A 22,523-nucleotide genomic window follows, 5' to 3' on the forward strand; every position below is an offset into this window, starting at 1 on the left:
TTTACGAGGCCGCTGCTTTCGCCGCCGGGCTGGTGACAAAGCCAAACTTGCCCGGCACATCAGCTCGTTCGATATGCCCCAGCGCCAGATCCAGGCCAGCCGCGAAATGGAATAAGCCGCCGTTATCGTCGAGATCGGCGTGCGTGGAAAACAGGTCGAGATCGTGATCGTGCAACGCGGCGATGCGCGAAGCGCAGGGAGCATCCAACTTATCGGAGCCATCCGAGAACAGCACACCGCCTTCATCGTCGAGCCAAACCGCCGTCGGCTCGAAGCGCCCGCCTGCGTGATCGGTCAGCCGCAGCGGGCCGCCCGCCGCGCCGTCCACTGCGCCGTCAATTTCGCTCAGCCGCACGATCCACGGCGTGTAACCCAGCTCCACATACACGCGCTGCGGGCCGTTTTGAAAGAACCACTGACCGTCGGCATCGGCGGCGTAGTTGCGGTTGATGAAACCGAGCAACGCGTCGTGGCGGATGATATCGCCGGGAAGACCTGCTGCCTGCGTGGCGTCGTCGCGCATGCGCCACTGGCCGCGCCGGTCGAGCAGCAGCCAGCCGGTGCAATGCGGGACGTTGGGCCATTTGGCCAACGCCTGTTTGACGATCTCATCCATGCTCGGAATCCGTTTGGTGTGCCGTGTGATGCACATGATGCACGTGAGTCTGCAAATAACCAAAAACCCGCTGCGACAACCAGTCGATCCTTCCCGGAAACGGCCCGGTCATAAACCCGACGTGGCCGCCGTGCGCGGGTTGATCGAGGGTCACCGTCGCAGAAACTTCAGCCGCCGACGGCAACACCCGCCCAGGCAGGAACGGATCATTGCGGGCGTTCAGAACCAGCGTTGGAATGGCGATGCGCGGCAGAAACGGCCGCGTGGTGGCGCTAGTCCAGTAGTCGTCGGTATCGCGGAAACCGTGCAGCGGCGCGGTCACGGCGTTATCGAAGGCGTGCAGAGTGCGGGCCGCGAGCATGGCGTCGCGGTCGAACAGGCCGGGATACTGGTCGAGTTTCGCCTGCGCCTTGCGCTTGAGCGTCTTGAGGAAGCTGCGCGTATAGACCATGCCGAACCCCTGGGATATCGCGTGGCCACCGGCGTGGACATCCAGCGGTGCGGAGATCGCGGCAGCAGCGTCCAGAATGGCGGCTGCGTCCTGTTCCTGCTCGCACAACCAGCGCAGCAACACGTTGCCGCCCAGCGATACCCCCGCCGCAATCACCGGCCCAGGATGTTGCGCTTTCAATCGGCGCAAGACCCAGTCGACTTCGGCGCTATCGGCAAGATGGTAGAAGCGGGGGAGGAGGTTCATCGAGCCTCCGCAACTGCGGAAATGCGGCACGACGCCAAACCAGCCGCGCGCCTTCGCTTCGGCCATCAGCACGCGTGCATAGTGGGAGTCCGAGCTGCCTTCAAGTCCGTGGAAGAGCACGAAGAGCGGTGCGGCCGGGTTGGGAGGGGGATTCGCCGCTTGCGCCGCTACCGTTTCGCGGCCGAAGCTGTCGTGCAAGGCCGCGGTTTCATCGAACGATGTTGCGACTGCGTTTCGAAGCTCGCGCGGCGCAAGGTGTAAGGCGTTTGCGGTGGCGGCACTGGAATCAGCGCGTTTGTTGGCTTCACCAGCGATGTCATAAGCCAGCCAGTCGAGATCGATGAAATCGCCGTCCGGGGTCGCCCACCTTTCTCGTCGGTATTTCACGGCTGGCCGCTGTGCGAACAGCGCCGGCACGATGGTCTGCGCGTGAGCGGTAGGCAGCCATCGTGGCGCTCGGTACAGCCATTCTGCCAGCGGTTCAAGCGTTGTTTGGCTCACTGCGTTAAGAGCGGCCGAAGCGGTCTGCTTGAGCGCAGAGCGGGATGCCAGCGCCGGAGCGTCAGGAATGAGATGAGCGTGATCGCGTTTCATGGCGCGTCTTCATACAGGATGCAGGATGCGAACGGATGCCAACGGCCTGCCGATCAAACTGACAGAGCTATCGTCGAGCTGCGGACGCCAGCTACCCTGCCCAGCGTCCCGCAAAACCGATGTCAATGCAGCGGACCTTGTCCATGTCGCATTTTCGCCGCAATCTGGCCTGCGGCTTCGTCTGCTATCGCACTAGCGTGGATATGTGCAATGCGCCATTCACCACGTTCGTGGACCATCACATAGGTGCTGAACACCATGGCGGGCGAGCTGCCCGGTTCGGCGGGCTGATGTGCCTCGGCGATCGCGTAGACCACGGTGCCGAGACTGTCGTAGACGCGGATATCGAGCGGCTCGACCGTGACTGGCCGGTTCGCCAGTTGCGTCGCAAGGCCCGCGCGAATGCTGTCCAGGCCGGCCAGATGGGAGCCGTCCGCACAGATGAAGGTGGCGAATTCCTCGTCGATCCAGAGCGCCATGATGCTGTCGATATTGCCCTCCGCGACAGCCTGGTAATAGGCGTTGAGGGTATCGGCGGCGGCTTCGAACAGGCGGGCAAAACGTGGCATGGCTAGTGGGTCTCTAACGGTCGATGCATGGCGCCCGATGTTTTCGGACAGTAAGCGCCACGGTTCGGTCAAGTTTCAAAAGCATGCCCCGGCTTAGGGACATTGGCATGTCAGGACTTGCCGGGGACCACAAACGCGCCGCCGATGGAAACTCGGGAGGACGCGGCCGCGGCGCCGATGATCCTGGCGTGGCAGACGCTGCTCTGACGAAGTCACGCTGACGCGGTCACACTGACGAAGTCATGAAGCAGTATTTGAAGCTGAAGCGGCCTCCGGGCAAGCCCGCTCGATCAGCACGAGCCATGACGCCAAATCCGCTCCAACCCAACCCGCTTTAATGACGCTGCATCATCAACATGCCGCGTAGATCGCCGAAAACCTGCTCGGCGCCGAGTTCACGCAAACAGTTCATATGACCCAGCGGACACTCGCGGGCAAAGCACGGACTGCATTCGAGGTGTAGCCATTGTACCTTTGCGAGATCGGACAGGGGCGGTGTGTGGCGCGGGTCGGTCGAGCCGAACACCGCCACCAGCGGGCGACGCAGGGCGGCAGCCACATGCATCAGGCCGGAATCGTTGGTGACCACCGCGCTCGCACGCGAGATCAGCGCGCAGGCTTCGCCGAGGGACGTCTGCCCGCACAGATTGCGCACGTTCGGCGCACGATCGGCAATGGCTTGCGCGATAGGCGAATCTTTCGGCGAGCCGAGCGCGACGATCCGTGCATACGGGAACGATTGCGCGATGAACTGCGCGAGCGTCGCGAAATGCTCCGGCGGCCAACGTTTTGCCGGACCGTATTCCGCACCCGGGCAAAACACGACGAGCGGCGCGCGCGTATCGAGATTAAAGCGGGCGGAGACGCGCGCCGCTTCATTCAGGTCGGTATCGAGTCGCGGTACCGGCATGGGAACCGTGGCGTTTTCCTGCAGCCACGGCAGCTTCGCGCCCGGCGCATAGGCGAGGGCGGCGTACTGGCCCACCATGGGCGGACGTTGACCCTTGGCCGGATTCGCGTGCCGCACGTTCAGCAGCCCATAACGGCTTTCGCCCGTATAGCCGACCCGCAGGTTGATCTTCGCCATCCACGGAATCAACGCCGATTTGAACGAGTTCGGCAACACGTACGCCGCGTCGTAACCCACGTCGCGCAGATCGCTCGCGAGTTGCCAGCGACGCAGCATTTGCAGCTTGCCGTGGGCGAGATCGGTGGCGTAGACATCGTGGATCTCGGGCATGCGTTCCAGCACGGGCGCGACCCAGGCGGGCGCGACAGCATCGATGACAATGCGCGGATGCAGCTTCTTCAGCAGCGAAAACAGCGGCTGCGCCATCAATGCGTCACCAATCCAGTTCGGTGCGATAACCAACGCGCGACGCATCTATTTAAGTTCCAGTCTCAAAAATAACGCAGCTCACACCATGCGGGTGGGCGCGTTGTGCAATTTGGGGTGAGGGCGCCCGGCTGCCAGCATGTCCGGCGTCGGGGCGCGAGGTGTTGTGCTTTGAAAACATCGAGCGCGGCCGGAACGCTGTATTCAACGGGATCGGCGGCATCGACGGTTGCATACGGCACAGCATCGCAAGTGGCCGCGAAGACAAGCGGGCGGCGTGGTTCAAACCGCATGTCGCTTGCTTCGCGATGTCGAAAATTCGCGAAGATTCAATGACCCTTGATGTGTTCACCGTCTTTCAGCTTGTAGCGTGTGCCGCAATACGGGCAACGCGCTTCGCCGTGGGAAATATCGAGGAAAACACGCGGATGGGTGCTCCACCGCGGCATGTTGGGGTTCGGACAGAACGCCGGCACATCTTTCGCCGACAACTGGACCAGCGGCATTTCCTTCAGTTCGCTCATGAGGAATCTCGTTCGTTCTAGTCTGGGGACGCGGTGAACCTGGTTTTTTCCTGGTCCGATATTAAACCCGGAAAACCATGGCTCACCGCCGTACGTCATGCGTCGGATTGCGCGCTAAGTTACTCAGTTGCGTCACTTAACCTGCGCAAGCCAATCGGCGTACTTTTCGTTCTTGCCGGTCACGATATCGAAGAAGGCGCTTTGCAGCTTCTCCGTGATCGGGCCACGCTTGCCTTCGCCGATGGTCCGATTGTCCAGCTCGCGGATCGGCGTGACTTCAGCGGCCGTGCCGGTGAAGAAGGCTTCGTCGCAGGTGTAGACCTCGTCGCGGGTGATGCGTTTTTCGATCACCTGAATGCCGAAGTCGCGCGCGAGCGTGATGACCGTATCGCGCGTGATGCCGTCCAGGCACGACGCCAGGTCCGGCGTGTACAGCTTGCCGTTGTTCACCAGGAAGAAGTTTTCGCCGGAGCCTTCGGACACGTAGCCGTCGACGTCGAGCAGCAGCGCTTCGTCGTAACCGTCGGTAATGGCTTCCTGGTTCGCGAGGATCGAGTTCACGTACCAGCCGGACGCCTTGGCGCGGACCATGGAGACGTTCACATGATGGCGCGTGAACGATGACGTCTTCACGCGGATGCCCTTCGCAATGCCGTCGTCGCCAAGATAGGCGCCCCACGGCCACGCGGCGATCGCGACGTGAATGGTGTTGCCTTTCGCCGATACCCCCAGTTTCTCCGATCCCACCCAGACGATCGGCCGGATGTAGCAGGACTCCAGCTTGTTCACGCTGACCACTTCGAGTTGCGCGGCTTCGAGCGTGGCGTGGTCGAACGGCACTTCCATCTGGAAGATCTTGGCGGAGTTGAGCAGGCGCTTGGTGTGGTCTTTCAGGCGAAAGATCGACGTGCCGGTGCCGGTCTTGTAGGCGCGCACGCCTTCAAAAACGCCCATGCCGTAGTGCAGCGTGTGGGTGAGCACGTGGATGTTGGCGTCGCGCCAGTCGATCAGCTTGCCATCCATCCAGATCTTGCCGTCGCGGTCGGCCATTGACATACGATTTCTCCTGGCGAGTTGTGTGCAGATAATGAGTGGGCCGCCGATTTGCACCGGCTTGTCGCGTCCGTATCTTTCGCCCGCTTGACCAGCATGGCGATGACAACGGGCTTCATGCGCCTTGTTCCGAGCCGCGGCGCCTGTCCGGAGACAGCACACGGGGCATGGAATTTCAGCGAAAAACCGGCACACTGCCGGGCGGCCAAAGACCCTCATTTTAGCGTCTTTTCGATCAAAAAATGGGCGCTGTCGGCCATTTGGCGGCTTTCACGACGCTATAATTCGCCTTTCACCGTCACGGGATGCGCCCTAAGGTGCAGTCAACGTTGCGGTTCGAAAGCAAATCGTGAGGAACTCGCTAAAGGTCGCCATCCGGGTGCGTGGGGCTGATACGGCGTGATTCAAGGCTCGCCGCAAGGCTCTCCGCAAGGCCCGGCGTCGCGGTTTTGGGTCGTTTGGTCAGCGATTCAGGCTCGATCCACGGCGGGTCCACGCCAATCGTCCGGTCCTGCCTGTTCTTTGCCGGATCAGTCGGATCCGCCGCTCAACCGCACAAGTACACCGCGACTCGCACCAATCTCCATGTTCGACCGGCTGTCAGACCTCAACCGACGCGCGTTTCTCGATGGCGTCAAGACCCTCTCTCCGGCGGTTCCGGCCACTTTCTCGTGGGGTCTGGTAACAGGCATCGCGATGGCCAAGTCCGTGCTGACCGTGCCGCAGGCGCTGGGCATGTCGCTCGCGGCCTACGCGGGATCGTCGCAACTGGCGGTGCTGCCGTTGTTCGCTGCCAAATTGCCGCTCTGGACCATCCTGCTGACCGCCGCCATGGTCAACCTGCGGTTTGTTATTTTCAGTGCGGGGCTGGCGCCTCATTTCGCGTATCTGCCGCTGCGCCGCCGGCTGGTGCTCGGTTATTTCAACGGCGACATTATTTACCTGATGTTCCAGAAGCGTAATTTTCCGACCGGCTATCAGCCCGGCAAGGAGGCGTTCTTCTGGGGCATGGCGGCGACGAGCTGGTCCTCATGGCAAGTGTCATCTATAGCGGGAATCCTGCTCGCGAGCCTTTTCCCCGATAACTGGGGCCTCGAACTCGCCGGCACGCTTGCGCTGATTCCGCTGATCGTCTCGACTATCGCGACGCGCTCCACGCTGGCGGCGGTTGGCGTGGCGAGCGTGATCGCGCTGGTTGCGCTGGACTTGCCGTACCGGCTGTCATTGCCGCTGGCCGTGGCGGCGGCCCTGCTCGCTGGAACGTTTGTCGATGTCATGGCGGAGAAGCTGGGGGCAGGGCGCAAAACAAGCGGCGCGGCAAGGCGTATGGAAACCGCCGCGCCTCGTCTCACCGACGCCGAGCCAGTGAATCCTCCATTCGATCCTTCATTCGATATCCAGCCATCCGATCTCGACAAATCGCCGGTCAGCCCCAAAAGCACCCGGAGTGCCCGATGAGCGCCGCGCAAGTTTGGCTGGCGATCGCAGGCATGGGGCTGATCACGGGCATCACGCGCGCGCTGTTCCTGATGGGCGGCGAGCGCATGATCCTGCCTGAGCGGGTGCAGCGCGCGCTGCGCTACGCGCCGGCCGCGGCACTCGTTGCGGTCGTCGTGCCTGATCTTCTGACTACGCCGACCGGACTGTCGGTCGCTTTCTCGAATCACGCGCTCTACGCTTCCCTGTGCGGTCTCGCCTGGTTTCTCTGGCGCCGCGGCATGCTGGGGACAATTGTCGTGGGCATGATTGTCTTCACGGTGCTGCGGCTGGTCGCATGACACTGGTTTTGCTGCGGCGCGTCATACGGCGCTTTATTTAAGCCATCGAAAAGTCACCGATCCCGAATCCTGGGGATTTGCGTTTCCAGCGTCGGACGGGCATGGGTATCGGTTAAAATGGCGCTCTCGCTGTCGTATCGAATGAGGTCGAAACGTGTATCCGGCAGTCACCGCACACCAGCTCCACTCGCTCCATTCTTCGCTGCAACGCCTCGTCGCCTGGGCCGTCAGGTCGCCGGCGAAAGGCGCTGCACGCCTCATTTCGTTGTCCCTTGCTTGTTCGAATCGTCCACTTGGGCGCGGCCGCCTCGTGATATTGCGCGCAGGCCGGCTCACCGCCGGAATGGTTGTGAGCACTTCAATTTCCCCGTAGCGACCTTGTGAGCCCGCTGGTATAAATCCACGGCGCGCAGATTCAACTCGCCCGAACCGCTTTCCAATTACTCGCTCACCCGCTGACTCCCATGACGAAAGTATTGCGTTTCACCGATCTGATCGCCGAAGGCAAAGTGTCCGGCAAACGTGTTTTCATCCGCGCCGACCTCAACGTCCCGCAGGACGACCAGGGCAACATCACCGAAGACACGCGCGTGCGCGCCTCGGTGCCGGCCATTCAACAAGCGCTGGCAGCGGGCGCCGCCGTGATGGTCACATCCCATCTCGGCCGCCCGACAGAAGGGCAGTTCAAGCCTGAAGATTCGCTTGCGCCGGTGGCCAAGCGGCTTGGCGAATTGCTCGGGCGTGAAGTACCGCTGATCGCCGATTGGGTCGATGGCGTGCAGGTTCAGCCGGGCCAGGTCGTGCTGCTCGAAAACTGCCGCTGCAACAAGGGTGAGAAGAAGAACGACGACGCGCTGTCACAGAAGCTCGCCAAACTCTGCGATATCTACGTGAACGACGCGTTCGGCACCGCGCATCGGGCGGAAGCGACTACGCACGGCATCGCGAAATACGCGCCGGTGGCGTGCGCCGGCCCGCTGCTCGCAGCCGAACTCGATGCATTGGGCAAGGCGCTCGGCGAGCCGAAGCGCCCGCTGGTCGCCATTGTCGCGGGATCGAAGGTATCGACGAAACTCACTATCCTCAAGTCATTGGCCGAGAAAGTGGACCAGTTGATCGTGGGCGGCGGGATTGCCAATACGTTCATGCTCGCGTCGGGGTTGAAGATCGGCAAGTCGCTGGCGGAGAAGGATCTCATCGATGAAGCCAAGACCATCATCAGCGAAGCGCGGGCGCGTGGGGCATCGGTGCCTATTCCCAGCGACGTTGTGACCGCGAAGGAATTCGCCGCAACCGCAAAGGCGGAAACGAAAGCCGTGGATCAAGTGCAGGACGATGACCTGATCCTCGATATCGGCCCGGATACCGCCAAGGCGCTTGCCGCGCAGTTGGAGAAGGCGGGCACGATCGTATGGAACGGGCCGGTTGGCGTGTTCGAATTCGACCAGTTCGGCAACGGCACGAAGACGTTGGCGGATGCGATTGCGAACTCATCGGCGTTTTCGATAGCAGGCGGCGGCGACACGCTCGCGGCCATCCAGAAGTACGGTATCCACGACAAGATCTCGTACATTTCAACTGGCGGCGGCGCGTTCCTGGAGTTCCTGGAAGGCAAGACGTTGCCGGCGGTGGAAGTGCTCGAATCGCGGGCCTGAGCCCATGAAAAGAGCCACGTCGAAGAGTGATCGTCCTGAGTCCGTCGTTGCGGTTGCTGCAGATAAAGAAGAGTTGGCTGCTGACGCGGGTTTGTCGGTGGCGGCTGAAATTGGATCGAGGGTGGCGGTCGGGGTCAAGCCCAGCCCCACTCACGCACCGGCCAAATCGAAGCGTTCCGCTGCGACGCCGGCCCGGCGTGGTTCGGATGTAAAGCAGGAAAGAAGGAAGGAAATACGCAAGGAAACCGCGGTCATGATTGGCGGCGCGAGTGCGTCGCTGATTCCGGTCGCCGGACAGATATCGAATAGTCATCACAAAGCGACGCCGGCCCGAGCCAGCGCGCGTTCGCAGGCGGAGACAGCTTCATCCCCGTCGGCACACCGTACTCGCAGCGCTGTTCCAGGCGATACCACCCAGACGAGGAATTCCATGCATCGCGCTACAAAGATTGTCGCCACTATCGGCCCCGCTTCCAGTACCCCTGAAGTCCTGCTGCAAATGATGCAGGCAGGCCTCGACGTGGTCCGCTTCAACTTCTCGCACGGCACCGCCGACGACCATCGCCAGCGCGCGCAATACGTTCGCGATGCCGCCAAGCAATGTGGCCGTGAAGTTGCGCTGATGGCCGATTTGCAAGGCCCGAAGATTCGCGTGGGCAAGTTCGAAAACGGCAAGGTCACGTTGATCGCGGGCAATGCGTTCATCCTCGATGCGCGTTGTGAGCTGGGTAATGACGAACGAGTTGGCCTGGATTACCCGGATCTGCCGCGCGACTTGCGCAACGGCGACGTGCTGTTGCTGAACGACGGGTTGATCGTGCTCGATGTGGTCCGCGTGATTGGCGAGGAGATTCATACCACGGTGAAAGTGGGTGGCGATCTCTCGAACAACAAGGGCATCAACCGGCAGGGCGGCGGCCTGACTGCGCCGGCGTTGACCGAGAAGGACATGGAGGACATCAAGACGGCGATGTCGCTTGGTGCGGACTTCGTGGCGGTGTCGTTTCCGAAGAACGCAACGGATATGGAGATGGCTCGGCAACTGGCGAACATCGCGGGCGCGCCTTATGGCATCAAGCCGAAGATGATTGCGAAGATTGAGCGCGCTGAAGCTATTCCGGCGTTGCAGGGCATTCTTGATGCGTCGGACGGCATCATGGTCGCGCGTGGCGATCTGGCGGTGGAAGTGGGTAATGCGGCTGTGCCGGCGCTGCAAAAACGCATGATCCGGATGGCGCGCGAGTCGAACAAGTTTGTGATCACGGCTACGCAGATGATGGAGTCGATGATCTATGCACCTGTGCCGACGCGTGCTGAAGTATCGGACGTCGCGAATGCGGTGCTGGATGGTACGGATGCAGTGATGTTGTCGGCTGAGACGGCGGCGGGGAAGTATCCGGTGACGACCATCGAGACAATGGCGGCTATCTGTCTGGAAGCCGAGAAGTCTGAGCAGAGCGAGCTTGACAAGGATTTCCTTGACCGCACGTTCACGCGGATCGATCAATCCATTGCGATGGGCGCGTTGTTCACGGCTTACCACTTGGGTGCCAAGGCGATTGTTGCTTTGACCGAGTCGGGGGCGACGGCGTTGTGGATGTCGCGGCACTGGTCGCATGTGCCGATTTTTGCGCTGACGCCGCGCATTGGCAGCGAGCGGACGATGGCGCTGTATCGGAATGTGACGTCGTTGCACCTGGATACGAACACCGATCGCGATATCGCGCTTCAGCAGGCGCTGGAAGTGGTGGTGTCAAAGGGCTATGCCGCTCGCGGCGATATGGTCGTGTTGACTGTCGGCGAGCCGATGGGGCAAGCCGGCGGGACCAACGCAATGAAGATCGTGCGGGTGGGAGATCCGTTTTAAGTTTGTTGACTGGGTCTCGAGCTTAGCTCGTGGGTTCGGGGTTGGTGGAGGGCGGTTGCAAACAGCAGTTCTCCACCTATCCTCTCGCCGACTTGCGAATCCGGCATGTACCGGAACCTCTAGTCCGAATTTGCGAGCCGCCAGTCGAAATTCGGTCCGTACGATTACCTGAAAACCGCCCGTGAGCCAGGTGTTTAAACGGTCCGCTGGACGGCTTTTTTTGAGATAGCCATTCTCGACGGCGTGGCAGGCGGTTTCACCCGCCGCCTCACCGTCGACGAAGCAAAACCGGGTCGTCCGCCCGACACGTTTACAATAGTGGTGAGTCGCGTTTGTCGCCCGGTTTTGCGCCGGGCATCGATACGCAGAATGAATGCAAAAGGCTGACCCCAGGCGCATGACAGGGCCAGCCGACACGAACCGCCGTTCCCGCAATTCCGGGGAACGGCGTGTTGGTTTTTTCTCTCAGCCTGATTTGCGGCACTTTTCCGGTAGATGACGATGTCCACCTCACATTCCCCGCTGTACGAATCCACGCTGAAATCGTTGCCCCTGCTCGGGCGCGGCAAGGTCCGCGACAACTACGCCGTCGGCAAGGATCAACTCCTGATCGTCACCACCGATCGCCTCTCGGCGTTCGACGTGATCATGGGCGAGCCCATTCCGAACAAGGGCCGCGTCCTGAATCAGATGGCCGATTTCTGGTTCGCGAAGCTCTCGCACATCGTGCCGAACCACAATACGGGCATCGATCCCGCAACTGTGGTCGCCGCTGACGAAGCCGATCAGGTCAAGGGCCGCGCCGTCGTGGTAAAGCGGCTGGAGCCGATCCTGGTGGAAGCGGTGGTACGCGGTTATCTGGCCGGCAGCGGCTGGAAGGACTATCAGGCAACGGGTTCGGTCTGCGGCGTGGAATTGCCGCCGGGCCTGAAGAATGCCGAAAAGCTGCCCGAGCCGATCTTCACGCCGGCAGCGAAGGCGGAAATGGGCCATCACGACGAAAACATCACCTACGATGAGATGGAACGCCGGATCGGCACGGAACTCTCGGCGACCATCCGCGAGATTTCGATCAAGTTGTATAAGGAAGCGGCCGAGTACGCGGCGACGCGCGGCATCATCATCGCGGATACGAAGTTCGAATTCGGCCTCGATAACCACGGCAAACTGTTCCTGATGGACGAAGTGCTGACGGCGGATTCGTCGCGCTTCTGGCCGGCGGACGGGTATCAGGTGGGCACGAACCCGCCATCGTTCGATAAACAATTCGTACGCGACTGGCTCGAAACGCAATCGTGGGGCAAGACGCCTCCGGCGCCGAAACTGCCCGACGACGTGGTCGCGAAAACGGCCGAGAAATACGAGGAAGCGCTGCAACGGTTGACCGGGCAGTCTCTGGCGTAAGTTTTAGGCGACCGGACCGGCATAACGAATGCGCTCGCTCCCATGCGGGCGGTTCGAGCAGCCCGGCCGCTGTGAAAACAAAGGGCATTCAACGCACCCAAGCGTCCAGCCCCGCAGCGCCGAGCCCCGCAAGCCATTCCATAATGGCCGAATGCTTGAAATCCGCATCACCCGAAAATGGCCGCCAAAGGCCAATCCACCCCAAAGGAATGCAGCACGATGAGCGAAGTCCAGACCGCCGCCGCGGCCCACACGCATGACGCACCGTTGATCGGCGTGTTAATGGGTTCCAGTTCCGACTGGGACGTGATGAAAAACGCGGTCGCGATCCTTCAGGAATTTGGCGTCCCTTACGAAGCGAAGGTCGTGTCGGCGCACCGCATGCCAGACGAAATGTTCGCCTACGCCGAAAGCGCGCGCTCGCGCGGCCTTGTGGCGATCATCGCGGGCGCGGGCGGTGCGGCGCATCTGCCGGGCATGCTCGCTGCCAAAACTACGGTGCCGGTGCTGGGCGTGCCGGCATCGAGTAAATATTTGAAGGGCGTGGATTCGCTGCATTCGATCGTGCAGATGCCCAAGGGCGTGCCCGTGGCGACGTTTGCGATCGGCGAGGCGGGCGCGGCGAACGCGGCGTTGTTCGCGGTCTCCATTCTCGCTGTCACCCAAACGGCCTACGCTGACAAACTCGCGGCATTCCGCGCGCGCCAGAACGAAGCGGCGCACGCCATGGTCCTTCCGCCGCTATAAACGCAACGGAACAGTTTTACGTAGCACATCCGGCACTATTTCCGGCCGAGACCGACTGACCGACCCCCACAAGATGAACGCACAAACTCAACCCAGTTCTCCCATCCAGCCGGGCGCATGGCTCGGCATGGTCGGCGGCGGCCAGCTCGGCCGCATGTTTTGTTTCGCCGCGCAGTCCATGGGCTATCGCGTGGCGGTCCTCGATCCGGATGAGACGAGTCCGGCCGGTACCGTCGCGGATAAACACATCCGCGCCGCCTACGATGACCCATCCGCGCTGACCGAGCTCGCGCGCTTGTGCGCGGCGGTATCGACGGAATTCGAGAACGTGCCGGCCGCCAGCCTCGATTTCCTCGCGAAAACCACCTTCGTCAGCCCCGCTGGCCGATGCGTCGCGATCGCGCAGGATCGCGTGGCCGAGAAACGGTTTATCGCGAGCACAGGCGTGCCGGTGGCGCCGCATGTGGTGATCGAGTCGCCCGAGGCGCTGGCCGCTTTGAGTGATGAACAAATCGCTGCCGTGTTGCCGGGCATTCTGAAGACGGCGCGTCTCGGCTATGACGGTAAAGGCCAGACAAGCGTGCGCAACGTCGATGAAGTGCGCACCGCTTACGGCTCGCTCGCGGGCGTGCCTTGCGTGCTCGAAAAGCGCATGCCGCTCAAGTTCGAGGTGTCCGTGCTGATCGCGCGGGCGGGCGACGGAAAGTCGGCAGTTTTTCCGCTCGCGCAGAACCAGCACGTCAACGGCATTCTGGCAAAAACCGTGGTGCCGGCGCCGGACGCGTCACCTGCGCTCGTCGCCCAGGCACAGGACGCCGCGCTCACGATCGCCGCGAAACTGGATTACGTCGGCGTGCTGTGCGTGGAGTTTTTCATCCTCGAAGACGGCACGCTGATCGCCAACGAAATGGCGCCGCGTCCGCACAATTCCGGTCATTACACCGTCGATGCCTGCGCCACCAGCCAGTTCGAGCAGCAAGTCCGCGCGATGACCGGCATGCCGCTGGGCGACACACGCCAGCATTCGCCGGCCGCGATGCTGAATATTCTCGGCGATGTCTGGTTCGAAGGCACGAAAGCGCGCACGCCGCCGTGGCATGACGTTGTCGCGTTGCCGACTGCGCGGCTGCATCTGTACGGCAAGGAAGAGGCACGGCCCGGCCGCAAGATGGGCCATGTGAATTTCACCGGGGCCACGCTGGAAGAAGTGCGCACGGCGGCGCGCGATTGCGCCCGCATGCTGCACATTGCGCTGGATTGACCTTGATGACTTTCGAAGCTCCCACCGTCGCGCAGATCCAGGAGGCGGCCGCATTGCTCGACGCCGGGCAACTCGTCGCGTTTCCGACTGAAACCGTCTACGGACTGGGCGGCGATGCCGAGAATCCCGAGGCTATCGCGCGGATCTATGCGGCGAAAGGGCGGCCGTCGAATCATCCGGTGATCGTGCATCTCGCGCCCGGCGGCGACCCGGCGTACTGGGTCGAAGCGCTTTCCGACGATGCGCAGAAACTGATCGATGCCTTCTGGCCCGGCCCGCTCACGCTGATCCTGAAGCGCGCAGCGCACGTGCCGGCGGCGGTCAGCGGCGGGCAGGATTCCGTTGCTATCCGTTGCCCGTCGCATCCGGTCGCGCAGGCGCTGCTCACTGCCTTCAGCACGTTGCGCGATGGTCATGGCGGTGTGGCGGGGCCATCGGCGAACCGGTTCGGACATGTCAGCCCGACCACGGCGCAACATGTCCGCGATGAATTCGGCGCAAGCGTGCACGTGCTGGATGGCGGGGCGGCGAAGGTGGGCATCGAATCGACGATTCTGGATTTATCGCGGGGCTTTCCTGCATTGCTCCGGCCTGGGCATGTGAGTCCGCTGGAGATCGCAGACGTGCTTGGCGTGATGCCGCGTCTGCCCGATGGCACCGATGCCAGCGCGCCTCGCGCCTCCGGCACGCTGAAGGCGCATTACGCGCCGCGCACGCCGCTTAGTTTGTTGCCGTTCGCAGCGCTGGAACCGTTGCTCGCGGCCCATCCGCTGGATGCCGGCAAGAAGCTGGCGCTGGTTGCGCGAGCCTCGAGCGCCGGTCGATGGGCGGTCGCGCCGAACGTGCATTTCATCGCCGCACCCGATGATCCGCAGAGCTACGCACGCGAGCTGTACGGACTGCTGCGTGCGCTCGATTGCGCCGATGTCGAGCGAATTTTGATCGAGACGCTGCCGGTATCGGCGGAATGGAGCGCGGTGAATGACAGGTTAGGGCGTGCGGCGGCGGCGTTTGAAGAGCAGGAGTAGGGGCATGGCTGGCTCAACCTCCGTTGACCGATCCCTCATAGCGTTCTTAAGTTAGCCAAAAATTATGATAAAAATCATGCGCTTAGAGTGGCAAAAAAGTTAAGATACAAAAAAGTATCTTAAAGGTATCGGGATGGCGCAATGGTCGTTTTACGGTCGCACGGGCACGCTGGAAACGCTCGACAAACTGGTTCACGGACCAGCTTGGTTCTTTTGCCGCATTCAAGGTCGTCGGCGTATAGGCAAGACAACGCTGCTGCGCGAGCTTTCCAAATCCGACGGAACATTGCTGGCCCGCATGGTTTACATGCAAATTCCCGACTCGGATGAGCGCGATGTCGCCGCGAGTTTTCGCCGTACCCTCAGCGATTGCGAGTCCCCTTTTGCGAACTCCCTGGCCGATTCGGTAGTGGATTTCAGTTCCATGGCTTTGGCTATTGGCGATTTGTGCCGGGACGGGCTTGTCGTCGTGCTCGATGAATTTCAGTACTTCACGGCGCCAAAGCTTCGGCCTTTCAATTCGTTTTTGCAGGAGCAAGTGGATCGGCTTCGCGAGACGCATAAAGGCGGCTTGTTTGTACTCGGCTCGCTTCAATCGGAAATGAGCGCGCTACTCGACGACAAAGGCGCACCGCTCTTTGGCCGGCTGACCGCGACCATCGAATTGCAGCATTGGGATTTTGAAGATTTGACCTCCGTGTATCGCGCGCATGAGATCGAGGATCCTTATCAGTGGCTCACGCTATGGAGCTTTTTCGAGGGCGTGCCGAAGTTTTATCGAGATGCTTTCGATCAGGGATTGTTTTCCGTACCTCGGGACAATTTTCCCCAAGCGCTGCTGGAACGGATGTTCCTCAAGGAGGGAAGTCCGTTGGCGGAGGAAGCGGACACATCATTTCTGCGAGAGGTGAAGGGGAAGATGCTGTCCATCCTGAACTACCTTGCGGAGAACCCCGGATGCAGCAACGGTGACGTCGTCGCTGCCGTCAACCGGGAAGACGACATGACGCCTCTGGGCGCGCATATCAGGCGTCTCGTCGAAAACTACCAGATGATCGACAGGCGGCAACCCGTATTCTCCGACAGCAACAGCCGCAATGCCCGGTACTACGTTACCGATAATTTTCTGCAGGCGTGGTTGGCGGTGGTCAAGCCGGCGCGGGACACCTCACGCATGCGCCCGCTCGCCAAGGCAATCGAACGCGCGATGCCACGTTGTTTTGTGCACGAAGGTTTTGCGTTCGAAAAACTGATCCGGCATTTGCATATTGAATGCTCACGTAAGGGCTTGGGCGACTTCTCCCTGAGCTCCATCGAACTCGGCTATTGGAACCGGGCGCGCAATGTGGATAACGATATTGAGATCGATATCGTGGCGTTGGATGCCGACGATCAACGCGTGCGATTCGGTTCATGCAAGCGCAATGCGACCGCGCACGATGGAGCGTCTCTCGCGAAGTTCGAGACGCATGTCCAGAGATTCCTCTCGACAAAAGAAGGCAGAAAAGTTGCCGGATGGACGGTTGAGAAAGCGCTGTTTTCGCCCGTATTCACCGGGGCCGAAAAGGATGCCTTTGCAGCCAGGGGTTACGAGTGCCGAGACCTGCAATGGTATGCGGCGCTTTTTTAACGTGCACCACCTGTGTCTTCGGGAGACCTCGTACCGAAATTATCCGGCGGGTCTGGGGGCGCCTGGATTCCTCAGCGTACACCTGTCCACCAACCCCAAAAAGCAAAACGCCCGGTCTTCCGACCGGGCGTTCTCACTTCATCGCTTCATCATCCAGCCGACCCTATTTCCCCAGCCCGCTCGCAGCAATCTGCTGCTCCACGAACGTGGAGAACAATGCGTGCAGGTGCGTCGTCGGGTGGACAGTATCCGCGTACATATACGACTGGTCCGCGCCGGCCACCGTGTAGGTTTGCGGTGAGCAGAACAGCGACGTGCCGAATGCGCTCGGGTCAGGCTCGCCCAGCTTGGTTGCGGCGGCGATCATAGCGGCGAGATTACAGGCCGTGCCCGTATTCGATACCGTGAACCCGTTCGCCTGGAAGTTTGCCTGGATGCCGTCGACCCAGGTGTAGGCATCGACGTAAATCACCTTCGACAACAAGCCGGACTGTTGCAGCGCGCCCTTCAGCGTGCCGTTGAACAGCTGCGTCACTTGCGAGAAGGTCACGCCTTTATCGGCGCTGCCCAAGCCCTCAGGCGATCCGCCGATGTCAGGAACCGCCGATACCACCACGTGCGTCGCACCCGCTTGCACCACCCGGCCAATCAACGTCGCCAGGTCGATTGCCGCCTGACTGATGGCCGTCGTCGCAGCGGTCGTCGCGGCGGTGCCGGCTGCCTGCGCCTGCGCCGGCGTGATGGCGCCCGCGGCGAGCTCGGCCTGAATGCCGGCGGCAGTCGCTTGCGCCACGGCCAGGTTATAGAAGATGTCGTTGGCGCCGCCATTCACCAGCACGAGCTGGTTGGCGTTGAACGAGCCATTCGACCCTAGGAACTGGGTCACCTGGTCGTTGATCGGGATCGTCGTGGCCTGCGAGAAGTCGGCGTTTGCCGTGCCCGGCGTGGCGTGGCCAATCCCCGGCTGCAGCGTCACGCGTGAGCCGCCTTGTGCATAGCCCAAACCGCCGGCCGCCGAAAGCGGGATCCCGAAGCCGCCAGTGTTCGCCGCCGTCAGCGTGCCGCCGTAATACTGCGCCACGTTCTGGGTCCAGATCTGGCCGGGATTCGTCGTGAAGCGGCCGCCTCCGAAGTCCGCCGTTGCGACCGGCGCATACGTGCCGACGTCCGAGAGACTGTCGCCAAACGACACCACTTGCAGTTTTACGCCGCCCGCGGGCGTGTTGTTATTGTTGTTATCGCTGCCGCCGCCGCACGCGGCCAGCATCGCAATCGCGGCGCACGCAGTGGCCGTCTGCACGGCGAGCAGCCAGCGTTTTTGACGCGCGGCGGGTTTCGTCAGGGCGGGTTTCATCGACTTCATCTCCTCGTTCCTCGTTTATCTGGTCATGTGGTCTGCACGCCGCTTCGAGGTTGCTGTCGGCTGGCTTTCCGCTTGGGCGTTGGCTTCGAACGACACGCACTGTGGACAATGCGTGTCGTCGGCCAAGCGTGGCGATAGCTTACCGAATCTTTAAGAGGATTTGAGATTGTTTCCTACGAGGGTTTGCCTGTGCTTGCAGACTGCGCGTCCTCGGGTTCCAAGTCGGTCCAGAATCGCTTCACTCCGCAGACCCTGTGCGGCGCGCGCCTTCATACACCCACTCGAGCAGCGCGTCATGCGCCGCCCGCGCCGCTTCGGCATGCGGATCGTTGATGAAACTCACCACCACGTAGCTCTCGCCGTTCTCCGCGCCCACGTAGCCGGCGATGGCCCGAACGTCGCGCAGCGTGCCCGTCTTGATGTGGGCGTTGCCGCCCGCGCCCGCGTTGGTGAGCCGGTTGCGCATGGTGCCGTCCACGCCCGCAATGGGCAGCGACTCCACGAAGACCTGCGCCACCGGGCTTGAATTCGCTGCCACCAGCAGATCGGCGAGCGATTGCGCCGTGATGTGTTCTTCGCGCGACAACCCAGAGCCGTTATCGAGGTAAAGGTTGGTCATGGGCAGCGCGCTGCGATGCAGGAACGCCTCGATCGCCGCCGCTGATTTCTGGGTGGTCGCCGGCGGTTTGCCCATCGCGGCGCCGATGGTCAGGAACAGGTTGCGCGCCATCACGTTGTTGCTGAACTTGTTGATGTCGCGAACGATGTCGGACAGAACCGGGCTGCGGTGCGTGCCGACCAGCCGCGCGCTGACCGGCGTCGGGCCTTCGCGGGTGGTGCCGTTGAACGTGCCGCCCGCCTGTTTCCACAGCGCGAGGAAGCCGCCGGCAAAGAAAGTGGAGTGATCGAGCGCGGCGACATTGATGGTGCGCGGGCCGCAGCGCAGCGGATAGTCGCCAATAAACGACGCCTGCACAAAACCGCCCGTGGTTTGCGCCACGCTCGGCGACGCTGCCGGCAGCGAGCCCGCGCAAGCGCCGCGCGTGACCTTGAGTTCGTTGTCGATTTGCAACTGCGCGAGTTGCGGCAGCACGTCAATCGAAACTTGGCCGTCCGGGCTGGGTGTCAGCGTGAAGGACAGCGATTTGAACGCATACAGCAGCGGGTCCGGCCCGACGTTGTAGGGGGCGTTTTCGTCGGCGTCGAAGGCGGGGAGATCGCGGGTGGAGGTATCGAAGTAGCGTTTGTCCAGCACCAGCGCGCCGTCGATGCCCGTGATGCCGTTGCGGCGGATCTGGTCCACCAAATCGATGAGTTCTTCCGGCACGAGTTTCGGATCGCCCGTGCCCTGGATATACAGGTTGCCGTGGAGGATGCCATTCGTATCGACTTCACCGTCGGCGTAGGCCGTGGTTTTCCAGCGGTAATCCGGACCCAATAACGACAAGCCCGAGTACGTGGTGACCAGCTTCATGGTGGAGGCGGGCATCATCGGCTCGTTGGCGTTGATCGCAACCAGCGGCACGCCGCCGCCGCCAATCCGCTCGACCACGACGCTCATCGATGAAATCGGCACGTGGGCACGTGCCAGCGCGGCCATGACGGTCGCCGGAAGGGGACCGGCCGGAACAACGACGCGCTGGAACTTCGACTTGTTCGCCGCTGCGCGTTTCGGGGTCGGTTTCTGCGTTTCCGACTTCGGGCCGCCACCGCCGCGGGCCTCGACAGGCGTGTTCATCGCGAAGGTGAAAGTGGCTGCGGCTATAACCAGGGTCGCGGCTGCGCGCCAACGTTTGGCAAGTCGATTTTTCCTGTGCAAAAAGGGTGTTCTATACATGTGATCGGATGGTGATGTCGAGGTGTGATGCGGATTTGCGGATTGCCGGGCGACGCTGCCCCAAGCGGTGCGGCTATTGTATGGGGGTTCTGCTTACGGTTTAAGGTTTGCGGGCTTTCAACGGGCCGTAAATTCGCAGACTTGGCACGACGGGCTCAGCGCGGCGCCAGCCGTTCGGGCAGTGAATAACGCTGCATCGTGCGCTCCATGCCATCGAGGAAAGCCTGTTCCGCCGCGTTCATCTTGCGTCCGCGATGCCACAGCAGGTCGACGTCGACATCGACCAGACCCTCTTCCGGCGGCAATCGCCAGAGGCGCTGTTGCGTGAGGTCGTCGCGGACTATGTGCTCGGGCAGGCAGCCGATGCCATACCCCGCGAAGATCAGCCGCCGCACTTCGTCCAGACTGGGCGATGCCGCCACGATCCGTCCCGTGAAGCCGCGCTGATCCCGAAACACGGTCAGCGGCGACAAACTGTCGCCAATTTGATCACTCGTGAATGACACGAAGTTTTCCGCGAGCAAATCTTCCATGGTCAGCCCGTGCCGTCCAAACAAGCGATGGTATCGGCCGCAAAAAATGGCGTATCTCTGGCGCAGGAAACAGCGCTGCTCGAGTTTATCGATGGGCGTGCGGCACAAACTCAGCCCCGCCGTCGCGGTCTTTTGCAGCAGCGACGAAATGATGTCCGACGAACGCATGACCTCGATATGCAGGTCGATACGCGGATAGGTCCGGTGGAATTCGCCGAGAAACTCGTCGTACACGCCTGAATCGATGCGGCTCACCGTGAGCAGCCGGATCGAACCGGTGATGTCTTCGCTGCGGTCATCGAGTTCGGTTTCGAGTCGCGACATGTGGCCGTAGATATCGCTGGCGATCCGGTACACCTCTTCGCCCGCGTGCGTGGGCTCGAAGTGCGGGCCGCGACGCTGGATCAGGTTGCGCCCGAGCGTGTCTTCCAGGCGCTTGAGCGCCTGGCTCACCGCCGGTTGCGTGAGATGCAGGCGCGCCGCGGCGCGGCTCACGCTGCGCTCCTGCATGATGACCAGGAAGGTCCGCAGCAGATTCCAGTCGAGCCGGTCGTTCAGGAACCGCGCTATGTCCACACGCCGTTGAGCCATAGGGAAATATCCAAGGTATTAGCAAAACTTATACAGCGAATAATAAATCGAAATTGGACTAATGTTTTATGGCTGGCGATAAAACATTCTGACCACCTGCAAAAACCAAGCGAATCAGGAGACACCGTGATCCCAACACCCAGTCCGACTCGCCAGCCCGTACGCGCGGCGACCGCTGCTTTCATCGGCACGATGATCGAGTGGTACGACTTTTACATCTACGCTACCGCCGCCGCGCTGGTGTTCGGCGAGCTGTATTTTCCGTCGCATGATCCGTTCATCAGCACGATGGCGTCATTCGCGACGTTCGCCGTCGGGTTCTTCGCCCGGCCGCTGGGCGGGGTGATTTTTGGTCATCTCGGCGATAAGATCGGCCGCAAGAAAGCGCTGATGACCACGCTGATGATGATGGGCGTCGCGACCGTCTGCGTCGGCTTGCTGCCGGCTTATTCGAAGGTGGGCCTGCTCGCGCCGGTGCTGCTGGTGTTACTGCGCGTGGTGCAGGGCATCGCGGTTGGGGGTGAATGGGGCGGAGCGGTGTTGATGGCTGCCGAACATGCACCGAAGGGACGGCGGACGTTCTTTGCATCGTTCGCGCAACTCGGCAGTCCCGCCGGGCTGATCCTGTCGCTGATCGCGTTTCGCGCGGTGACATCGATGCCGCATGAGGAGTTCATCGCGTGGGGCTGGCGCCTGCCGTTCCTGGTGAGCGCGGTGTTGCTCGTGGTTGGTCTCCTGATCCGCATGGGCGTGAACGAGTCGCCGGAATTCGAGCGGGAGAAGTTGTCCAAGCGCACGGTTGAATTGCCGATTGCCGAAGTATTTCGCTCGTCGGGCGCGCTGGTCGCGTTTTGCATCGGCGCGAATACGATTGGGATTGCCGGCGTGTATTTCACCAATACCTTCATGATTTCGTACACGACGCAGTATGTGGGCGTGACGAAATCGCTGATCCTCGATTGCCTGTTTGCGGTTGCGATCATCCAGTTCCTCACGCAGCCGCTGGCCGCGTTGCTCGCCGAAAAAATCGGCGGTGCGCGCTTCCTGAAGCTCACGGCCTTGTGCGCGATGATCTCGCCCTATCCCATGTTCATCCTCGTGCAAAGCGGCAACATGGTGTCGATGATTATCGGCATCGCGATTGCCGTGGTCTGCATGGCGAGCTTTTATTCGGTGATCGCAGGGTTTGTCAGCGGGGTGTTTCCGGTGCGTGTGCGCTACTCGGCGATCTCGATTTCGTATCAGGTCTGCGGCGCGATTGCGGGCGGTTTGACGCCGCTAGTGGGCACCTGGCTTGCGCATAAATTTACTGGGCAATGGTGGCCGCTGGCGGTGTTTTATACATGTCTCGCCGGGATTTCGCTGCTGTCGATTGTCGCGCTTGATGCGCTGAAACATCGTCGTGCCGATGCCCCGGAAGCGCTGGCTGCTCGCTGACTC

Annotated in this window: 19 protein-coding genes; 10 read left to right on the forward strand and 9 right to left on the reverse strand. The window is 61.6% G+C overall.

Annotated elements, in window-relative coordinates:
• Position 1: 1 nt before the first annotated feature.
• The 6 genes from FH08_RS0117510 to FH08_RS0117535 form a co-directional block, all read right to left on the reverse strand.
• A complete protein-coding gene (locus FH08_RS0117510) occupies positions 2-616 on the reverse strand; it encodes a DUF2946 family protein (protein WP_031359572.1) in 615 nt (204 codons plus the stop codon).
• Complete coding sequence (locus FH08_RS53410; RefSeq protein WP_235210393.1) at positions 609-1,907, reverse strand: YheT family hydrolase; 1,299 nt, start codon at positions 1,905-1,907, stop codon at positions 609-611. The genes FH08_RS0117510 and FH08_RS53410 overlap by 8 nt, the downstream gene beginning before the upstream one ends.
• A gap of 122 nt (positions 1,908-2,029) precedes the next feature.
• Entirely contained in the window at positions 2,030-2,476 is a 447-nt protein-coding gene (locus FH08_RS0117520; protein WP_031359574.1) for a nuclear transport factor 2 family protein, read from the reverse strand.
• Positions 2,477-2,810: 334 nt separating this feature from the next.
• Entirely contained in the window at positions 2,811-3,860 is a 1,050-nt protein-coding gene (gene waaF, locus FH08_RS0117525) for a lipopolysaccharide heptosyltransferase II (protein WP_031359575.1), read from the reverse strand.
• Positions 3,861-4,141: 281 nt separating this feature from the next.
• The gene (locus tag FH08_RS0117530) at positions 4,142-4,336 is read right to left on the reverse strand and encodes a zinc-finger domain-containing protein (RefSeq protein WP_031359576.1); all 195 of its coding nucleotides are present in this window, start codon (positions 4,334-4,336) and stop codon (positions 4,142-4,144) included.
• A gap of 132 nt (positions 4,337-4,468) precedes the next feature.
• Positions 4,469-5,392: a branched-chain amino acid transaminase gene (locus tag FH08_RS0117535; protein ID WP_031359577.1), complete on the reverse strand. Its 924-nt coding sequence runs from the start codon at positions 5,390-5,392 to the stop codon at positions 4,469-4,471.
• Positions 5,393-5,974: 582 nt separating this feature from the next.
• Here FH08_RS0117535 and FH08_RS0117540 point away from each other — a divergent pair.
• The 9 genes from FH08_RS0117540 (at position 5,975) to FH08_RS0117580 (ending at position 16,759) form a co-directional block, all read left to right on the forward strand.
• On the forward strand, positions 5,975-6,847 hold the full coding sequence (locus tag FH08_RS0117540) for an AzlC family ABC transporter permease (RefSeq protein WP_081889506.1): 873 nt from the start codon (positions 5,975-5,977) through the stop codon (positions 6,845-6,847).
• Positions 6,844-7,167 carry an AzlD domain-containing protein gene (locus FH08_RS0117545; RefSeq protein WP_031359579.1) on the forward strand — a complete coding sequence of 108 codons (324 nt, stop codon included), beginning with the start codon at positions 6,844-6,846 and terminating at the stop codon, positions 7,165-7,167. The genes FH08_RS0117540 and FH08_RS0117545 overlap by 4 nt, the downstream gene beginning before the upstream one ends.
• 464 nt (positions 7,168-7,631) lie before the next feature.
• Positions 7,632-8,822: a phosphoglycerate kinase gene (locus tag FH08_RS0117550; RefSeq protein WP_031359580.1), complete on the forward strand. Its 1,191-nt coding sequence runs from the start codon at positions 7,632-7,634 to the stop codon at positions 8,820-8,822.
• A gap of 430 nt (positions 8,823-9,252) precedes the next feature.
• A complete protein-coding gene (gene pyk / locus FH08_RS0117555) occupies positions 9,253-10,689 on the forward strand; it encodes a pyruvate kinase (RefSeq protein WP_031359581.1) in 1,437 nt (478 codons plus the stop codon).
• 501 nt (positions 10,690-11,190) lie between these two features.
• Positions 11,191-12,093 (forward strand): phosphoribosylaminoimidazolesuccinocarboxamide synthase, encoded by a 903-nt coding sequence (locus FH08_RS0117560; RefSeq protein ID WP_031359582.1) that lies wholly within the window; start codon positions 11,191-11,193, stop codon positions 12,091-12,093.
• Between the two features lie 219 nt (positions 12,094-12,312).
• Positions 12,313-12,840, forward strand: a complete 528-nt coding sequence (gene purE, locus FH08_RS0117565; RefSeq protein ID WP_031359583.1) for a 5-(carboxyamino)imidazole ribonucleotide mutase — start codon at positions 12,313-12,315, stop codon at positions 12,838-12,840.
• 73 nt (positions 12,841-12,913) lie between these two features.
• The gene (locus tag FH08_RS0117570) at positions 12,914-14,101 is read left to right on the forward strand and encodes a 5-(carboxyamino)imidazole ribonucleotide synthase (RefSeq protein WP_031359584.1); all 1,188 of its coding nucleotides are present in this window, start codon (positions 12,914-12,916) and stop codon (positions 14,099-14,101) included.
• Positions 14,102-14,106: 5 nt separating this feature from the next.
• A complete protein-coding gene (locus tag FH08_RS0117575; RefSeq protein ID WP_031359585.1) occupies positions 14,107-15,129 on the forward strand; it encodes an L-threonylcarbamoyladenylate synthase in 1,023 nt (340 codons plus the stop codon).
• A 133-nt stretch (positions 15,130-15,262) separates the two neighbouring features.
• Positions 15,263-16,759: an ATP-binding protein gene (locus tag FH08_RS0117580; RefSeq protein ID WP_031359586.1), complete on the forward strand. Its 1,497-nt coding sequence runs from the start codon at positions 15,263-15,265 to the stop codon at positions 16,757-16,759.
• Between the two features lie 163 nt (positions 16,760-16,922).
• On the opposite strand, the gene FH08_RS0117585 is transcribed toward FH08_RS0117580, so the two are convergent.
• From FH08_RS0117585 to FH08_RS0117595, 3 genes are all read right to left on the reverse strand, one after another.
• Positions 16,923-18,113, reverse strand: a complete 1,191-nt coding sequence (locus FH08_RS0117585; protein ID WP_031359587.1) for an SGNH/GDSL hydrolase family protein — start codon at positions 18,111-18,113, stop codon at positions 16,923-16,925.
• Positions 18,114-18,360: 247 nt separating this feature from the next.
• Positions 18,361-19,959, reverse strand: coding sequence for a D-alanyl-D-alanine carboxypeptidase/D-alanyl-D-alanine-endopeptidase (gene dacB / locus FH08_RS0117590; RefSeq protein WP_419178016.1), 1,599 nt, complete (start codon positions 19,957-19,959; stop codon positions 18,361-18,363).
• Positions 19,960-20,114: 155 nt separating this feature from the next.
• Positions 20,115-21,083, reverse strand: coding sequence for a LysR family transcriptional regulator (locus FH08_RS0117595; RefSeq protein ID WP_031359589.1), 969 nt, complete (start codon positions 21,081-21,083; stop codon positions 20,115-20,117).
• Between the two features lie 126 nt (positions 21,084-21,209).
• On the opposite strand from FH08_RS0117595, the gene FH08_RS0117600 reads away from it, so the two are divergent.
• On the forward strand, positions 21,210-22,520 hold the full coding sequence (locus FH08_RS0117600) for an MFS transporter (protein ID WP_031359590.1): 1,311 nt from the start codon (positions 21,210-21,212) through the stop codon (positions 22,518-22,520).
• Positions 22,521-22,523: the final 3 nt, after the last annotated feature.

This window comes from Caballeronia sordidicola, assembly GCF_000729995.1.
Taxonomy (GTDB): Bacteria; Pseudomonadota; Gammaproteobacteria; order Burkholderiales; family Burkholderiaceae; genus Caballeronia; species Caballeronia sordidicola_A.

Excerpts from the sequence above, each read along its gene's own strand:
- FH08_RS0117510 (WP_031359572.1), bottom strand. The coding sequence starts at position 616 with ATGGATGAGATCGTCAAACAGGCGTTGGCCAAATGGCCCAACGTCCCG.
- FH08_RS53410 (WP_235210393.1), bottom strand. The coding sequence starts at position 1,907 with ATGAAACGCGATCACGCTCATCTCATTCCTGACGCTCCGGCGCTGGCA.
- FH08_RS0117520 (WP_031359574.1), bottom strand. The coding sequence starts at position 2,476 with ATGCCACGTTTTGCCCGCCTGTTCGAAGCCGCCGCCGATACCCTCAAC.
- waaF (WP_031359575.1), bottom strand. The coding sequence starts at position 3,860 with ATGCGTCGCGCGTTGGTTATCGCACCGAACTGGATTGGTGACGCATTG.
- FH08_RS0117530 (WP_031359576.1), bottom strand. The coding sequence starts at position 4,336 with ATGAGCGAACTGAAGGAAATGCCGCTGGTCCAGTTGTCGGCGAAAGAT.
- FH08_RS0117535 (WP_031359577.1), bottom strand. The coding sequence starts at position 5,392 with ATGTCAATGGCCGACCGCGACGGCAAGATCTGGATGGATGGCAAGCTG.
- FH08_RS0117540 (WP_081889506.1), top strand. The coding sequence starts at position 5,975 with ATGTTCGACCGGCTGTCAGACCTCAACCGACGCGCGTTTCTCGATGGC.
- FH08_RS0117545 (WP_031359579.1), top strand. The coding sequence starts at position 6,844 with ATGAGCGCCGCGCAAGTTTGGCTGGCGATCGCAGGCATGGGGCTGATC.
- FH08_RS0117550 (WP_031359580.1), top strand. The coding sequence starts at position 7,632 with ATGACGAAAGTATTGCGTTTCACCGATCTGATCGCCGAAGGCAAAGTG.
- pyk (WP_031359581.1), top strand. The coding sequence starts at position 9,253 with ATGCATCGCGCTACAAAGATTGTCGCCACTATCGGCCCCGCTTCCAGT.
- FH08_RS0117560 (WP_031359582.1), top strand. The coding sequence starts at position 11,191 with ATGTCCACCTCACATTCCCCGCTGTACGAATCCACGCTGAAATCGTTG.
- purE (WP_031359583.1), top strand. The coding sequence starts at position 12,313 with ATGAGCGAAGTCCAGACCGCCGCCGCGGCCCACACGCATGACGCACCG.
- FH08_RS0117570 (WP_031359584.1), top strand. The coding sequence starts at position 12,914 with ATGAACGCACAAACTCAACCCAGTTCTCCCATCCAGCCGGGCGCATGG.
- FH08_RS0117575 (WP_031359585.1), top strand. The coding sequence starts at position 14,107 with ATGACTTTCGAAGCTCCCACCGTCGCGCAGATCCAGGAGGCGGCCGCA.
- FH08_RS0117580 (WP_031359586.1), top strand. The coding sequence starts at position 15,263 with ATGGCGCAATGGTCGTTTTACGGTCGCACGGGCACGCTGGAAACGCTC.
- FH08_RS0117585 (WP_031359587.1), bottom strand. The coding sequence starts at position 18,113 with ATGAAACCCGCCCTGACGAAACCCGCCGCGCGTCAAAAACGCTGGCTG.
- dacB (WP_419178016.1), bottom strand. The coding sequence starts at position 19,959 with ATGTATAGAACACCCTTTTTGCACAGGAAAAATCGACTTGCCAAACGT.
- FH08_RS0117595 (WP_031359589.1), bottom strand. The coding sequence starts at position 21,083 with ATGGCTCAACGGCGTGTGGACATAGCGCGGTTCCTGAACGACCGGCTC.